We start from the raw sequence: 15113 nt of genomic DNA on the forward strand, positions 1-15113 counted from the left end.
ACAATGTCTGAGTATCAGGAAGAACGGGATTACAACGAATATCGCGTTATCGAGGACCTCGCTGGCTGGCGGCGCACGCACCACAACAATGAGCTGACCGCTGCCAATATGGGCGAGGAAGTCTGCCTGATGGGCTGGGTCCAGTTTCGGCGTGACCACGGCGGGCTCATCTTCCTCGACCTGCGCGACCGCGAGGGGCTGACCCAGGTCGTCTTCAATCCGGAGGAGAACGCGGACGTGCACGAGCGCGCCCATGCCATCCGCCCGGAATACGTCATTGCCATCAAGGGCAAGGTCCGCCCCCGGCCCGAGGGCATGGCCAATTCGAACATGGTCACCGGTGAAGTCGAGATTGAAGTCACCGACTACAAGCTGCTCAATACTTCCGAGACCCCGCCGTTCCCCATCGAGGACCGTGTGGAGGTGAGCGAGAACCTGCGGCTCAAGTACCGTTTTATGGACTTGCGCCGTCCCTCCCTGGCCCGGAATTTCATCATCCGCAACAAGGCCGCCCAGTCCGTGCGCCGCTACCTCGATTCCCTCGGTTTCCTGGAGATCGAGACCCCGGTGCTGACCAAGTCCACGCCCGAGGGTGCGCGTGACTTCCTGGTGCCCAGCCGCGTCAACCAGGGCCAATTTTACGCCCTGCCGCAGTCCCCGCAGCTGTTCAAGCAGATGCTCATGGTCTCCGGCATGGACCGCTATTTCCAGATCGTCAAATGCTTCCGCGACGAGGACCTGCGCGCGGACCGTCAGCCTGAGTTCACCCAGATCGATATCGAGATGAGCTTTGTGGACGAGAAGCAGGTGCAGGAGATGGCCGAGGAAATGGTCAAGACCCTGTTCCGCGAGACCATCGGCGTTGATCTGCCCGAGGTGTTCCCGCACATGACCTACGCGGACGCCATGAACCTCTACGGCGTGGACAAGCCGGACCTTCGTTTCGGACTGGAGCACGTGGACATCACCGACGTGTTCAAGAACTCCGGGTTCAAGGTCTTTGCCTCGTCCGAGCTGGTCAAGGTCATGGTCGTGCCCGGCGGTGCGGAGCTGTCCCGCAAGGAGATCGACGAGTACACCAAGTTCGTCGAGATCTACGGTTCCAAGGGCCTTGCCTGGATCAAGGTCAAGGAGGACGGCGAGTGGCAGTCCCCCATCGTCAAATTCTTCTCCGAGGACGAGATTGCGGCCTTGCGCGAGCGCACCAACTGCAAGCCCGGCGACATCCTGTTCTTCCAGGCCGGTGCCGCGGACGTGGCCAATGCCGCGCTGGGCAACCTGCGCTGCGAACTGGGCGAGCGGTTCGGCCTCATCGACGACAAGGTCTTCAAGCCTGTCTGGATCACCGACTTCCCGCTGCTGGAATACGATCCGGACGAGAAGCGCTACGTGGCCAAGCACCATCCCTTCACCTCGGCCCGGCCCGAGCAGATGGAAGTGCTCAAGACCGATCCGGGCAGCGCCATTGCCCGCGCCTATGATTTGGTGCTCAACGGCCACGAGGTGGGCGGCGGTTCCATCCGCATCCACACTCCGGGCCAGCAGGAGGCCATGTTCGCCGCCCTGGGCATCAATCACGAAGAGGCCGAGGAAAAGTTCGGCTTCCTCATGAACGCCCTCAAGTTCGGTGCGCCGCCCCACGGCGGCATCGCCTTCGGCCTGGACCGGCTGATCATGATCCTCACCGGCTCCAAGTCCATCCGCGACGTCATCGCCTTCCCCAAGACCCAGAAGGCGACCTGCCTCATGACCGAGGCTCCGTCCGAAGTGCCCAGCAAGCAGCTCCGCGAACTGGGCATCCGGTTGCGTGAAAAGAAGCAGGACTAATCGTGAATAACCGCCGGAGGTCTTACCTATAAGATCTCCGGCGTCTTTATTCTATGAACGAAAGATTAGGGCCATGTGGCGGCCTTCACTTACGTTCCCTTCCCCTATCCTTTTCCCTTCCTTGTTTTGCGGTAGCCCTATCTTTTTGCAACGGCCTTTGTCTCAAAGGTCTGATTCTTTGTCCTTTCCTGCGAGAAGCTGATCCACGGCATCGACTTTCTTTCTTCAAATGAAGACCGTCGTATTCAAATAATCTATGTAGTTATGCAGCCTCTATCTATTTTTTAGATACAATATAGTATAATAATTGGATTGATAGAGTGGTGTAATTTTTGTATTGCTGCACGAATTTATAGTCGAAAGTCTTTATGAGCCCTGTCTAGACTTGTTGTTGCGGCTCGTGTGTCATCCGCTTCAGGAGCGACTTCGCTTTTATTGCTGCCGAGGCTGGGCTGTGACTGATTTATGCTCAGCGCGAATAGTATGGTGTTGGAAATGGATTCCTGGAGTGAGCTTGTTCAAATTTATATGAAATGTGGTCATTGCAGGCCGCTATTGTGGGGATGAAATGCGGATTTTAAAAATTGTCTGTCTACTGTCGTTGATGTCTGTAATGTGCGGGTGCACGCATAACATCAGCATAAAACCCATGGATTTGGATTATGCAAAATCGGCTAAAAAGATAAACGGCATGTGTAGCGTATGTATCACTCCTGAAGATTTGCGAAAGGAAGTCAAAGAGGGCGGGAGCGACAAGTACATATATAAACCGTATGAGGACTTCCGCTTCGGGCTGGGTACTGCGCTCAAGCAGTCCTGCGAGAGTGTTGGGTTCTATGAAAATAAACAGGATGCGCTGAAACAGAAATCCAGCATTATTATTGTACCCAGGGTTGCAACTGAATCCAAAGGCGGTTTTTGGACGTGGCCGCCTTATGATTTTACATTTACCTTGGATGCCGATGTCTATGATGGGGCCGGGGAGTTGGCACAACATATCCACTCCTCAGGACATTCCTCGGCGGGGCTTGACGAGTGGAAAAAAGGCCAAGGGTATGCCGGAAGCAAGGCCATGGAGCAGGTCCTCAAGGATTTGCTTGAAAAGCTTGAGTACAACAAGTTCATGGCCGGGACGCAAGCTCCTGGGAAAGCTGAATAAAGGAGAGCACTATGAAAACGTTTAAAATAATAGGGACGCTGGTTCTTCTGTTCACTCTTGCCGGTTGTGGAAAGACTGTTGTTGGCTCATCGGGGCTGCTGCCAGAATCTCTTATTGAGAACACGAAAACAGTTGAGGCCTCGCAGGGCGCTGTGGAAGTCTCCTCCAGCCTCCCCTCGCAACTGTTTGTCGTTGATTCAGCCGATTTTAGGCAAGGACTGGAAAACGCCTTTGCCGCTGCCGGTGTTTTTGCGGGCGGAAAGAAGAAATACGATGTGCGCGCCGAAATAGTGAAGTTGGACTATCCTTCTTTCGGAACGGGAATGGAGGCTGAGTATGTTGTTGATTACGAAATTCTGGATGCCACAGGCCATGTGATCGGCGAAAAAAAGATTTCTTCCAAAGGGTATTGTTCAATGGGTGAGCATTTTTTGGGTTCGGCGAGAGTCTATCAGGCCATCCAGAAAGCCGTTGAACATCAGTATCCGTTGATTGTCGAGTATATTTGGGAAGTTGTCGGTGCCGATCTCGAAAAAAACAAGTTGAGTGCTGGAATAAAGCCTTAGTGTGCCGATTCCCGGGGTGGTCGCCTCGTCAATTCGTGCTGAATAATGGAAGAGGCAGTCGTTGACTGCCTTTCCCCGTTCTGATCTTAGTTATCCGGCCTGTTTTTTGTTAAAAACAACTACACATTAACCATTTGAAATAACAAATTAAATATTATTTTTCTTTAACGAAGACTCGCTTTTTGTCATTCTGTAATTATTACGATAATAGACTGTTCCAGTCGCCGCATGACAAATACATCGGTCCCCCGCCAAGCCTTTCAGCGGCGTAGATAAAAAGTTTTGGAAGGGAGTTGGGGATGGGGGTCCGGGGGAAGGGGAAGAGGGGAACCTTTTCCAAAAGGTTCCCCTCTTCCCCTTCCCCCGGCCGCCGGAGGCAAAAAAATATGACAATGGAAATATGTACCTGGCCCGATGAGATCCTGGCCGCCAAGGCCGCTGACGTAGGCGAGATATCGCCCGAGTTGGACAAGCTCATCGATGATATGATCGAGACGATGTACGAGAGCGACGGGGTCGGTCTGGCAGCGCCGCAGGTGGGCGAGTCCATCCGGCTGATCTGCGTCGACCCCACGGGGCCGAAGACGCGGGGCGATCTGCACGTCATCATCAACCCCGAGATTGTGGAGCGGGGCGATGAGATGGAGGAGAACGAGGAAGGGTGCCTGAGCTGCCCGGAACTCGCGGTCAAGGTAAAGCGCAACAAGCGCGTGAAGGTTACCGGGCTGGACCGCGAGGGCAAGGAAGTGACCATCGACACCGACGAGTTCCTGGCCATCATCCTGCAGCATGAGATCGACCACCTGGACGGCGTGACCCTGGCGGACCGGCTGGGGCGGCTCAAGAAGACCATGTACCGAAAGAAGGCTGAAAGATGGCAGAAGTAGCGGGTAGCGAGTCGTCGAAGGAGTCCTGGGGCGCGGTTGATCTGCGCCCCCTGCGCATTGTGTTCATGGGCACCCCGGACTTTGCGGCCGAGGCGTTGCAATTGCTCCTGACCTTTGATGGCGCGGAGGTCGTGGGCGTCTATACCCAGCCCGACCGGCCGTGCGGCCGCGGCCGGCAGTGCAAGCCTTCGCCGGTCAAACAGGTGGCGCTGGAGCATGACCTGCCCGTATTCCAGCCTGTGAATTTCAAGGACCCGGCTTCGGTGGCCGAACTTGCCGAACTCAAGCCCGAGGTGCTGGTCGTCGCCGCTTATGGACTGATTTTGCCGCAGGCGGTGTTGGATATTCCGACCATGCTGCCGCTGAATATCCATGCCTCGCTGCTGCCCAAGTATCGCGGGGCCGCGCCCATCCAGCGTTCCATAGAGAACGGGGACGTGGTTACGGGTATCTCCATCATGAAGATGGAGGCCGGACTGGACACCGGCCCGGTCATGGTCCAGCGCGCCCTGCGCATCGGCCACAACGACCATGCGGGCACCATCCACGACGAGTTGGCCAAGCTGGGCGGCATCTGCATCTGCGAGGCCCTGGCCCGGTTGCAGACCGGTGGCTATGAGCTGATGCCTCAGGATGACGCGCTGGCCACCTATGCGAAAAAGCTGGAAAAGAAGGAAGGCGAGATCGACTGGAATCGTCCCTCGGCTGAAATTCATAACCAGATACGGGCCATGTATCCCTGGCCCGGTGCCTTCTTTGACTGGACCAATGCGGACGGCAAGGTCATCCGGCTGAACGTGACGCCCGGCGAGGTAAGCGAGGAAGCGGCCCCCAAGGTCGAGCCCGGCACGCTCCTGGGCGAGATGGACGGCAGGCTGGCCATCACCACGGCGGACGGCATCTACCTGACGCCCGAGGTCAAGCCGCAGGGCAAGAAGGCCATGGACGCCACGGCGTTCACCTGCGGATACATGAAGGAATGTAAATAGATTTTCCGCCCATTGGGGTGGAGGAAAGGTCCGGACCGTCTGGTCCGGGCCTCTTTTGTTCGGAGCCCGGACGGTGTGTCGCGCCATTGCCTGATGCACCGGGACCGTGCTACCACCGCCGTGTTCGCGCACGCAGCAAACGGAGCACCATGGACGCCAGGCGATTTCTCCTTTTCAACAACGGCATGATCGGCAATACGCTGTTCAACATGCCTGTGGCCGCATGGCTGAAGCGCGAGGTGCCCGGCTGTTTCGTCGGCATGGTGGTGGACGGTACCGGCCGGGAAATGGTGGGTGCGGACCCGAATGTGGACGCCCTCCATGTTTTCAACAAGAAACAGGATTCGCTGGCCGCACAGTTTCGGCTTGTCCTCGCCCTGCGGCGGGAGAAGTACGACGTTTCCCTGCAACTGAGGACCGGCGTGCGCAACGAGCTTATTGCCCGGCTGGCCGGGGTGAGGCTGCGCGCCGGATTCCGGCTCAAGGGATCGCCGCAGCACCTGCACATCAAGCTGGACGAGGATCAGACCGTGCACCGGCTGCGCAGCCGGGCCATTCTCATGGAAGCCGTTCTGAACCGTCCGGTGGAGTTGCTCCCGCCCCGTCTGTATCCCGATCCGGCTGCCGAGCGTGCCGTGGCCGACCTGCTGGCCGAAACCGGAACCAATCCCGGTGAATATCTGGTCCTGCACCCCACCGGAGATACCGGGAACGGCATCGACTGGAGCCTGCCGACCTATGGCGAGGCCATACGGGAACTTTCCCGCCGATTGCCGGTCTACATCGTCTGTCTGTCCGACGAACGCGCGACAGTGGAAAGGGCCATTCCCTCCGGCGACAGGGTGCGGTATTGTACCGAAGGCATCGCCGTTACCTCGCACCTGATCCGACATGCGCGGTACTTCATCGGCAATGATTCCGGTCCCGCGCATCTGGCCTGCGCCTGGGGCGTGGACCGGCTGGTGGTTTACGAGCACCTAAATGAGAATTTCACCAAATGGCAGCCCGCCGATACGACCGGGTGCACCGTGATTTTTCAGAAGGATTTCAACGGTGAGCACGTGGCCGGGATCGTGCTGGCGGCAATAGACGAGTAATGAAACAAACTAAGAGTGTCCGGCGTGCCCGCAAGCGCCTCTTCATCGGGCTGATCAGCGGCTCCTGCTTTGCCATCTGCATATTTTTGGCTGCCCTCTGGGTCGTGCCTTTCATCGGGCTTGAAAATATCCATCCCCTGGCCGCCTGGGTGCTGGGTTTCATCGTACTGTTGCTCATCGGTCTGGTTTGCGTTGCCTATTGGGGGTTGTTCCTCAATATAGTCACGCGCAAGCCCCTGCCCGGTTCCCGTCGGTTCCGAGGGCTGACCATCAAGCTTTTCCTGCCGCTCATGGTACTCCTTGGCCGCGCGCTGGGTCTGGACAAAGAGTCCATCATGCTCTCCTTTGTCAGCGTGAATAACGAACTGGTCCGCGCCGAGGCCGCCCGCTACAAGCCGGAGGACATCCTCCTGCTCATGCCTCACTGTTTGCAAAACTCCAAGTGCGACCGTCGGCTGACCTACGACATCAACAATTGCAAGCGGTGCGGTATGTGTCCCATCGCCGGTTTGCTCGACCTGCACGACAAATACGGCGTGAACCTGGCCATTGCCACCGGCGGCACCGTTGCCCGGCGTATCGTGGTTCAGCTGCGTCCAAAAATGATTATCGCCGTGGCCTGCTATCGGGATCTTGCCAGCGGCATTCAGGATACCTATCCCCTGCCCGTGTTCGGCGTGCTCAATGAACGCCCGCACGGTCCCTGCCTGGATACGACCGTCGCCCTCCCGCTGCTGGAAGAGGCTCTGCATCTTTTTCTCGAAGAACAATACCTTGAAGAAGGCACCACCGGTAGCGGCCGCATGGTTTCCACAGCCCAGGGCAATCAGGAATAGCAACGTTTCCGGCTGGATTGTCCGGGGCACCCGCAGCCGTGGTCTGTGGGGCTCGGGAAGTGCTTATTCGCTGTTCACCGATGTCCTAACATCTATTTTGGATCACAGTCCTTTTTAATATCACCCTGGGTGATATTGAGAGCGTGTGCGGAAACAGGTAGAAGGGTCATTCTATACGGGAAAAATCGGTTTTCTGGTCATTGATTGTTGGAAAAAACAGCCGGTTGCAACCGAAGACGGGGCTTACCGTATAGATGAAAATCCGCTTTACCCTAGGAGATTTACCGTGCCGTTCACTCGCCTTCCGTATCACTTCTTGCCCAGCCTGTTGCCCCTGTCGCTGTTGTTCGTGCTGTTCTTCCTGTGCCCCTCGGCCCGGGCCGCTGATGTGGTGAATACTACCCCCGGATCGAATATTGTCGTCTCCGGCGATGGAGGACTCATCGCCTATCAAAATGGTGGAAGTCTCTTCCGTCATGCTCCTGCCGATATTGGCGGAGCCACCGGCATGGCGGGGTACAACCTGCTCGGCATGTCGCGCGACGGGCAGGTTGTGTTGGGATACAACACCGCGACCTCCTCATACCATATACTGCGGTATGAGGGTGGAGCCGCCACTCCCACCATTACCGCCGGGGATTTTGATGAGATGTCCGAACTCAAGGGGATTGGCCACGATGGCCTCACCGTATTCGGTACCGATGAGTACGGAGATACGGCAATTTGGATGGCGGACAGTGCGGCTTGGGATAGCTCCATCATGTGGTCATTTCTTGATAATCGCGAAATAGCAGCTGTTTCCAATGAGATCGGCGACACCCGTTACGGTGTCGGCACGGACACTACTAATCTCCCGATGCTTGTAACTATATATAAACTTGACCAGAGTTCATTCTATAGCATGACTTATTCCCTCAAGCTTGTTTCCGGCAGCCATACCTACACTTCGGGTAGTGCCAACGACATAGCCAGTGATGGATCCATCGCAGTGGGGAGAGTGGATCTTGATGCGGCCATGTGGAATGTGAAAAATCTGGAGCTGACCCTGACCCTTCTCCCTAATTCAATCGGGTCCAATACATACAATACCAGCGCGGCACTGGCCGTGAACAGTGATGGTTCCGCTATTGCCGGATGGGTCTCTGACCAAGCAGCATACTGGACCCGATCGGATTCCACATACACTTTACACAACCTCTATGACGATCTGACGGCCGATGGGGTGACGTTGCCCAACGCTGGTTATTTGGGCTCTGCGACCGGAGTTTCCGACGATGGGTCCATCATTGTCGGAACAACTATCGACAGCAAAGTCTTCATCGCCCGGATTTCCGGCGGTGCCAGTGGTGTCATCACTCCCGAGCAGCTCAATCAGTCCCTGGGTGCCATGGGCCAGGTCGGTCCGGCGGTGACGGGCATGGGGCAACTCGCCATGAACCGGCTGGGCGGCGTGGCGGGTGGGCAGGGAATGCATTTTGCCGTTTCCGGTCCGGCTTCCGCCGGTGGGACGGCTGGGACGGGCAAGCAAAGCGGCCTGTCCTCGGGTGACGAGATGTCGGGCACCCTGAACATCTGGACTGTCGGCTCCGTGGGCACCAATATCGAACTCAACGGTGACGACCTCGGCCTGCATGGCGGCGTGGGCGTTACCTGGGAGCGCGGCGAGTGGCGCGTGGGTGGCGGCCTGTTCGGCGATACCCGTGATCTGGACACCGCCGATGAGGGCAATCAGGACATCAAGGCCATTGGGCCCGGCGCGTTTGTGGCCTATAGCCCGGAGGATACCGGGCTTGAGTTCCGCCTGTCCGGTCTGTGGCAGACCGTGGATCTCGATCTCAGGCGCGGCTATGCGAACGGTACGGGTTATGCCACTTCCAAAGGGTCCACCAACGCTGATGTCTTCGGCCTGTCCGGCCGGGTGCAGTGGACCAGAGGAGTGACTGATTATCTCGCCCTGACTCCGTTCGCCGAGTACACATGGCAGACCACGCACATCGACGGCTACTCCGAATCCGGCGGTCCGTTCCCGGCCAGCTTCAACAGCCGTGACGAGACTTCCAACTCCCTGCGTACCGGCCTGCGGGCCGATGCGGCTATCCTCGACAATGTGGAAACTTGGGCCTGGGCTGCATGGGATCATCGGTTCGAAGACAAGTCCTCGGGCCTGGGCGGCTCCACCCTCGGTCTCGGCTCCTTTACCTACGGCGGGAACAAAGTGGATCAGGACTGGGCCGACGTAGGCATTGGTGCCAGCTGGGACGTGACTGAACGGCTCTCCGCCAACACCTCCCTTGGCTTCGCCCTGGGCTGTGATGACGAAACCATGTCCGACCTTACCGCCACAGTGGGCTTGAGCTATCAGATATGGTAGACTGAAGCAGACTTGGATACCCGGCCGGGCGTTCCGCAAGGGATGCCCGGCTTTTTTGAAGATTATTCCGGGGCGTCCCTTTTGCCATTCATGCCCGGGGAAAGCGTATCCGCTTTCCCCGGGCGTTTTATGTCAGTCAATCTAACCCGCGAGGAAGGCGGGGTGGCTGGTTATTGTGCCTGTTGGCTGCTGGTTGGTGAAGGGGAGGGCCAGGACGTATTGGTCCGGGACGCCGGGCCAGGTAAGGCCGGGGCTATGGATGAAGCCAAAGCGCGTGTAGAGGGCCGGATCGCCCACGAGGACGATGCCTTTGGCCCTTTGGCGTCGCAATTGCCCGATCGCTTCGCGGATGAGAGCGGAGCCGATGCCCTGGTTCTGGTTGACCGGCAATACGGCGACGGGGCCGAGAAGTTGCCAGCCGTCTTTATCGCTGCCCACGGTGGCGGGCGAGAGGGCGATGTGCCCCACGCACTGACCGTTGGTTTCGGCCAGCAGGGCGAGAGTCAGGGCGTGATCGTCCCGCAGGGCGCGAACGATGCGATGCTCGGTGGGCTCGGCCCCTGGTGCGTGTTGGGGATGGTTTTCGAACGCTGCGTATATGATGGCGTCGATACGCTCTATGTCGGTGTATTTTTCCTGTCTGATAATCATGGTATTACTCCATTGGCTCGCGCATGGCGGACCGTCGTGGTGGCTGACGCACGGCATCAGTGCCGGTACTCGTGGAAGACGGTGTCTGGAGAGCGTTGCGGGGCACAGCAAAAGCTCGGCTTTCCGCATGATGTGGAAAGGGAGATGGTGTGGGCCGCCCTGGGCGGACGCAGGCCGCAGGTCCGGCCTAGTCGGCGTGTCCCCGGTCAACGCCCGGGAGCACAAGATCCAATGAAGTGTGGTTCAAACAATTCCTTTTGCGGCTGTGATGCGCCGTGTTTGTCTGCCGAAGATATCCAAGACTGCGAATATGTGCAATTCTGTTGTTGGAAAGCGAATCTTCCCATGGGCCTCGGGCATTGACCGGAGGCGGTCCGGCAAGCTATCGGAAGGCTGGTCCGGATCGGGCCGAAATGAATAATCAAGCAAGGAGACTACATGTCCAAACTCGTATATGGCCTTTTGACGGCAGACCTGATTGTGGACCGCGACTCCGGGAGCACGTCCTATATCCGTACGGTGGAGCACGCTGTTGTGCCGGAGTTTCCGACCGTGCTGCCCCCGATATTTTTTGCCAGCCTGTGGGACCTGGAGGGCAAGAGCGAACCGTTCATGGTTTCCCTGAGCCTGGTGGGGCCCGGCGGGGTCAGCAAGGTGCTGGGAGAGCAGGAGGTCACGCCCGGCGAGACATTGCTGCACAAGATGAACTTCCAGCTGCCCGGCCTGAAGGTGGAGGGTGAAGGACGCCATGCCATCACTGCTGCTGTGAAGCAGGGGAATGAGTGGGTAACCGTTGCCGAACTGCCGTTGTACGTTTTTCAGGCGGCCAAGGGCTGATAATTTTGTGCTGTTTTTTTACAAAGCGCTTCGAACCGGCTGGTTCGGAGCGCTTTTTTGTTTTTGGGCAGTGTATGACATGCAGCAACCGCCTGTGGATAAAGTAGTATCGGATAGAGGAATACATTGTTGGCAAACAGGCAAAATTTATAAATGTTATTTGAACGAAATTTCAAAGTAAAATAGGTAATTACGTACTAATTTTGTCAGCTTTTTCTGGACTTTTCCACATGTTTTCCATAGTATCAAAACGTCTTTTAGATAATTATAGAATAACTAACAGCGTTAGAGGACTTGGGATGCATGGATTTCTGTTGTTGCTGCCGACCGAGGGAAAGCGGTTGCCCACAAGTCGGGAGCTGAGACGGGCGGGTTTCATGGTTTCCACCGCCATGGCGGTGGAAGGAGAGACCAAGGAAGGTAAAGGCCCGATTCCTGCCGTGCGTGAGGAAAATTCTTCGGAACGGAAGCAGGATTGATATTGTCTGCTGTCGGGGCGCTCCGCGCCCTGAATATCTGGTTTGTATTGTCGATCCCCTCCCCTCCGGCCGATCGTGCCGCGAATCCGGGAAACCCGATTTGAAAGTGCCATATCTTCTGCATTGCAATGCGGGGCTGTAAGAGGGAACCCGGCCCGCGCCATTCTTCTTGTCTGTTTGCGTTACAGGGTTCGGAAGTGCGAGGCCTGTCTTTTAAACGAATGAAGTGAACGGGTTTCGGACCCATCCGAAATCACGGCGGGTGAGCATTGTGCCGCCGCTCCGGGCCTGTTGCAAAGAAAAGGGCCGACGCACCATGCGCGTCGGCCCTATTTTTTCCTGTTGCGGATGCCTGTTAGAATCCGAAGCGGAGGTACTCCTTGTCCAGCCGGTTGATGAGCTGGATGTAGCGGTAGTTGCTGCCCTTGAGCTGGGCCTCCTCCACGAGCTGGTACCCCTGGCTGCGGCATTCCGGGCAGGCGTCGGGCGGAATCTCCACCCCGAGGCAGAGGGGACCGGAATCGGCCCGGGTTTGCACCTTGCGCAGGCCGCGGCATTTCTTGCACAGGGTCACGGTCTCCTGCTGCGTCTCGCTGATGCCGTCGGTGTCGTAGTATATCTGCCGGTTGCGGATGTACTTGTCGCCCGAGATGATGCCCAGCCGCGCGTCGCCGTCCGTCTTGACCGGCGGCGGGTTGAAATACAGGTTCGGCAACTGGCTGCAAAGCTCCTCGATGTACTCGGTGGTTCGTTGATCCTGCCGGATTTGGTCCGGGTTGTAATTGGGCTCCCGGATTTGCGAATAGTCCAGCCCGGCCATGGAGAGGCAGAGTCCGAGGTTGACGTAGGGCAGGGCTCCTTGGATGGAGTAGCCGCCCTCCAGCACCGCGATGTCCGGGTGGAGCATTTCGCTCAAGCGTGCATACCCCTGGGCCGAGAAGTTCATGTTGGTGATGGGATCGGTGAAGTGGTTGTCCTGGCCCGCCGAGTTGATGATCAGGTCGGGTTTGAAGTCCTCCAGGATGGGCAGCACCACCCGTTCGATGGCCATGAGGAACCCCTCGTCCGAGGTGTTCGGCGGCAGGGGGATGTTCAGGGTGCGCCCGCGTGCGGCCGGGCCGCCCAGTTCGTAGGGAAAACCGGAGCCGGGATACAGGGTGCGGCCGTCCTGGTGGATGGAGATGAACAGGGTGTCCGGGTCGTGCCAGAACACGTCCTGGCTGCCGTCGCCGTGGTGGCAGTCGGTATCCACTACAGCAATGCGCTTGTGGCCGTATTTCTCGCGGATGTGCTCTATCATCACGGCTTCGATGTTGATATTGCAGAACCCGCGCGAGCCGTGCACCACCTTCATGGCATGGTGTCCCGGAGGCCGGACCATGGCAAAGGCGCAGTCGCGCTCGCCTGTCATGACCAGATCACCGGCCTTGATGGCTCCGCCTGCCGAAATGAGGTGCGAGCGCGTGGCCACGGCGTTGACGTCCGGGAAACAGAAATGAACCCGCTCCACGTCCTCCACGGTGGCGACGTCGGGCTTGTACTCGCCCACGCCCTCGATGTCGAAGATGCCTTCCTCGCGCAGCTGATCCTGGGTGTAGAGCAGCCGCTCCTGTCGTTCCGGGTGGGTGGATGAAATGGCCCAGTCGAACGCCGGGAAAAAGATGATGCCGAGTTTACGGTTGGCTTTGAGCATGGTCTACTTCCCTCCCAAGGTGGCGACCACGCCCGGCCGCACCTGGCATTTGACCCGAATGTTGCGCCCCACCTGTCCCATGCCTTCGATCATGTTGAAGCTGGAGGCGTGGGTGATCTGCGCATCTTCGCCCTTGAGCTGCACGCCCATGGAATCGAGGTGCATGACGAGCTGATTTTCCGCATCCTTTTTCGCATCTTCCAGATTGTAGCTGGAAGGTACGTTTTCCCGGTAGGAGAGGGAGGGGATGAACAGCACATGGCGCTGGGTGTCGGCAAAGAGTTCCAGCTCCCAGGTTGTGCGGGTCAGGGCCGCGCCGATGGCGTTGGCCACCCCGAAGTGTTTCGGCACCTCGGTGGAGAGCTGGAATCGCTGGAAGATGGGCGTTTTGAGCGCGTCGGCCGGGCCGCCCATGAGGTAGATCTTTTTGGGTACCACCCGCTTGTCCTCCACCAGTTCATGGATGGTGTAGACCGGCTTGGAGTTGATCTCGTCCACCAGCTCGCGCGTGGCCTGAAAGATCGTCTTGGTGGCGTAGTCCACGGCAGCCTGGGCCAGGGTCTCCGGCGTCATGCCGTTTTCCTTGGCCAATTGCGCGATGGCGGCGCTGGATTCCTTGATATCACCGACCTTGCTGCCGCCGGTCACGTTGAGGGCGTCCGTCAGGGTGACGCATTCGCCTTCCAGGCACACGGGCGGTCCGAGTCGGTTCGGGCCCACACGGACCTCGCCGCCGGATACCGTCACGGCCGAATCGCCGCCGATGCCGATGGACAGCACCTTGAGCGCTGAAACCGAGGTCGGATGCGAGCCGATGTGAATACCTTCGCGCTCAATGAGGGGAGCGCCGTCCGCAAAGATGGCGATATCCGTGGTGGTGCCGCCGATATCCAGGATGATGGAATCGTGAAAGATGTCGGTCAGCGCAATGATGCCCATGACCGAAGCTGCCGGGCCGGAAAAGATGGACTGAACCGGCAGGTTGCGCGACTCGGGCAGGGGCATGGTGCCGCCGTCCGCCTTGAGCATGTTCACGCGCACGTGGCCGAGGCCCATGGCCTCCAGTGCGGCCTCCACGGCGGTGGCGAATTCGTTGTAGATGCGCCAGACGGCGCAGTTGTAATAGGCGGTGGCCACCCGGCGCGGGAAGTTCAGGGCCGCACCCAGCCGGTGCCCCAGGGTGACGAAGTCCGCGTGTTCGCTTTCACTGTCGCGTCCCTGGCAGATGGTGCGTTTGATCATGTTCTCGTGGCGCGGGTTGCGCGTGGAGAACTTGCTCACCGCCGCAAAGACCCGGACACCGTTGGCGCGGCAGGCGTCCACGGCCCCGGCCAGCTGGCGGGAGGACAGGGCACGCACCTCGTTGCCCCGATGGTCGATGGACCCGTTCACCACGTGGAAGTCCCGGCAGATCATGAAGCTGTGCGGATCAATGCCCGGCCCGGCCGAGACAATGACGCCCACATCCTCGGTCTTGCCCTGGACAATGGCGTTGGTGGAGAGGGTGGTGGAGAGATTGAGCTGGGTTACCTTTGCCCGGTCCACCTTGCCGAGCAGGTCCTTCAAAGCGTCGGTGACTGAGGAGAGCAGGTCGTCGTGGCGGGTCGGTACCTTGCATTCGGCAACAACCTCAGCCCCGGCGGTCGTGTCCACGGCCACGCCATCCGTGTGGGTTCCTCCCACGTCGATTCCTAGCAGCATGACGACTCCGGATTTTTGTA

Annotated in this window: 13 protein-coding genes; 10 read left to right on the forward strand and 3 right to left on the reverse strand. The window is 58.4% G+C overall.

Annotated elements, in window-relative coordinates; genetic code table 11:
* The first annotated feature begins 3 nt into the window (after positions 1–3).
* The 8 genes from aspS to ACI0FG_RS18480 all read left to right on the forward strand — a co-directional run bounded on the left by aspS (position 4) and on the right by ACI0FG_RS18480 (position 9732).
* Entirely contained in the window at positions 4–1827 is a 1824-nt protein-coding gene (gene aspS / locus ACI0FG_RS18445; RefSeq protein WP_419786480.1) for an aspartate--tRNA ligase, read from the forward strand.
* 649 nt (positions 1828–2476) lie between these two features.
* Positions 2477–2986 carry a hypothetical protein gene (locus ACI0FG_RS18450; protein ID WP_419786481.1) on the forward strand — a complete coding sequence of 170 codons (510 nt, stop codon included), beginning with the start codon at positions 2477–2479 and terminating at the stop codon, positions 2984–2986.
* An 11-nt stretch (positions 2987–2997) separates the two neighbouring features.
* Positions 2998–3552, forward strand: a complete 555-nt coding sequence (locus ACI0FG_RS18455; protein ID WP_419786482.1) for a hypothetical protein — start codon at positions 2998–3000, stop codon at positions 3550–3552.
* 386 nt (positions 3553–3938) lie between these two features.
* The gene (gene def / locus ACI0FG_RS18460; protein ID WP_419786483.1) at positions 3939–4439 is read left to right on the forward strand and encodes a peptide deformylase; all 501 of its coding nucleotides are present in this window, start codon (positions 3939–3941) and stop codon (positions 4437–4439) included.
* The gene (fmt, locus tag ACI0FG_RS18465) at positions 4427–5428 is read left to right on the forward strand and encodes a methionyl-tRNA formyltransferase (RefSeq protein WP_419786484.1); all 1002 of its coding nucleotides are present in this window, start codon (positions 4427–4429) and stop codon (positions 5426–5428) included. Before def ends, fmt begins: the two co-directional genes overlap by 13 nt.
* Before the next feature lie 149 nt (positions 5429–5577).
* Positions 5578–6525: a glycosyltransferase family 9 protein gene (locus tag ACI0FG_RS18470; protein WP_419786485.1), complete on the forward strand. Its 948-nt coding sequence runs from the start codon at positions 5578–5580 to the stop codon at positions 6523–6525.
* The gene (locus ACI0FG_RS18475; RefSeq protein ID WP_419786486.1) at positions 6525–7361 is read left to right on the forward strand and encodes a DUF116 domain-containing protein; all 837 of its coding nucleotides are present in this window, start codon (positions 6525–6527) and stop codon (positions 7359–7361) included. Before ACI0FG_RS18470 ends, ACI0FG_RS18475 begins: the two co-directional genes overlap by 1 nt.
* A gap of 286 nt (positions 7362–7647) precedes the next feature.
* A complete protein-coding gene (locus tag ACI0FG_RS18480; protein WP_419786487.1) occupies positions 7648–9732 on the forward strand; it encodes an autotransporter domain-containing protein in 2085 nt (694 codons plus the stop codon).
* A 141-nt stretch (positions 9733–9873) separates the two neighbouring features.
* Here the strand turns inward: ACI0FG_RS18480 and ACI0FG_RS18485 are convergent, their stop codons facing one another.
* Entirely contained in the window at positions 9874–10383 is a 510-nt protein-coding gene (locus ACI0FG_RS18485) for a GNAT family N-acetyltransferase (protein ID WP_419786488.1), read from the reverse strand.
* Positions 10384–10821: 438 nt separating this feature from the next.
* Here ACI0FG_RS18485 and ACI0FG_RS18490 point away from each other — a divergent pair, with 438 nt between their 5' ends.
* Both ACI0FG_RS18490 and ACI0FG_RS18495 read left to right on the forward strand, forming a co-directional pair.
* The gene (locus tag ACI0FG_RS18490) at positions 10822–11220 is read left to right on the forward strand and encodes a hypothetical protein (RefSeq protein ID WP_419786489.1); all 399 of its coding nucleotides are present in this window, start codon (positions 10822–10824) and stop codon (positions 11218–11220) included.
* A gap of 299 nt (positions 11221–11519) precedes the next feature.
* Positions 11520–11699 (forward strand): hypothetical protein, encoded by a 180-nt coding sequence (locus tag ACI0FG_RS18495; protein ID WP_419786490.1) that lies wholly within the window; start codon positions 11520–11522, stop codon positions 11697–11699.
* Between the two features lie 355 nt (positions 11700–12054).
* Here the strand turns inward: ACI0FG_RS18495 and ACI0FG_RS18500 are convergent, their stop codons facing one another.
* Positions 12055–13392 (reverse strand): histone deacetylase family protein, encoded by a 1338-nt coding sequence (locus ACI0FG_RS18500; RefSeq protein WP_419786491.1) that lies wholly within the window; start codon positions 13390–13392, stop codon positions 12055–12057.
* Between the two features lie 3 nt (positions 13393–13395).
* The gene (locus ACI0FG_RS18505; protein ID WP_419786492.1) at positions 13396–15093 is read right to left on the reverse strand and encodes a hydantoinase/oxoprolinase family protein; all 1698 of its coding nucleotides are present in this window, start codon (positions 15091–15093) and stop codon (positions 13396–13398) included.
* Positions 15094–15113: the final 20 nt, after the last annotated feature.

Origin of the sequence: Pseudodesulfovibrio sp. 7M6 (assembly GCF_050058625.1) — a bacterium.
GTDB lineage: Bacteria > Desulfobacterota > Desulfovibrionia > Desulfovibrionales > Desulfovibrionaceae > Pseudodesulfovibrio > Pseudodesulfovibrio salinus.

Coding starts and splice junctions, on each gene's coding strand:
- aspS (WP_419786480.1), top strand. CDS start 4: ATGTCTGAGTATCAGGAAGAACGGGATTACAACGAATATCGCGTTATC.
- ACI0FG_RS18450 (WP_419786481.1), top strand. CDS start 2,477: ATGGATTTGGATTATGCAAAATCGGCTAAAAAGATAAACGGCATGTGT.
- ACI0FG_RS18455 (WP_419786482.1), top strand. CDS start 2,998: ATGAAAACGTTTAAAATAATAGGGACGCTGGTTCTTCTGTTCACTCTT.
- def (WP_419786483.1), top strand. CDS start 3,939: ATGACAATGGAAATATGTACCTGGCCCGATGAGATCCTGGCCGCCAAG.
- fmt (WP_419786484.1), top strand. CDS start 4,427: ATGGCAGAAGTAGCGGGTAGCGAGTCGTCGAAGGAGTCCTGGGGCGCG.
- ACI0FG_RS18470 (WP_419786485.1), top strand. CDS start 5,578: ATGGACGCCAGGCGATTTCTCCTTTTCAACAACGGCATGATCGGCAAT.
- ACI0FG_RS18475 (WP_419786486.1), top strand. CDS start 6,525: ATGAAACAAACTAAGAGTGTCCGGCGTGCCCGCAAGCGCCTCTTCATC.
- ACI0FG_RS18485 (WP_419786488.1), bottom strand. CDS start 10,383: ATGATTATCAGACAGGAAAAATACACCGACATAGAGCGTATCGACGCC.
- ACI0FG_RS18490 (WP_419786489.1), top strand. CDS start 10,822: ATGTCCAAACTCGTATATGGCCTTTTGACGGCAGACCTGATTGTGGAC.
- ACI0FG_RS18495 (WP_419786490.1), top strand. CDS start 11,520: ATGCATGGATTTCTGTTGTTGCTGCCGACCGAGGGAAAGCGGTTGCCC.
- ACI0FG_RS18500 (WP_419786491.1), bottom strand. CDS start 13,392: ATGCTCAAAGCCAACCGTAAACTCGGCATCATCTTTTTCCCGGCGTTC.
- ACI0FG_RS18505 (WP_419786492.1), bottom strand. CDS start 15,093: ATGCTGCTAGGAATCGACGTGGGAGGAACCCACACGGATGGCGTGGCC.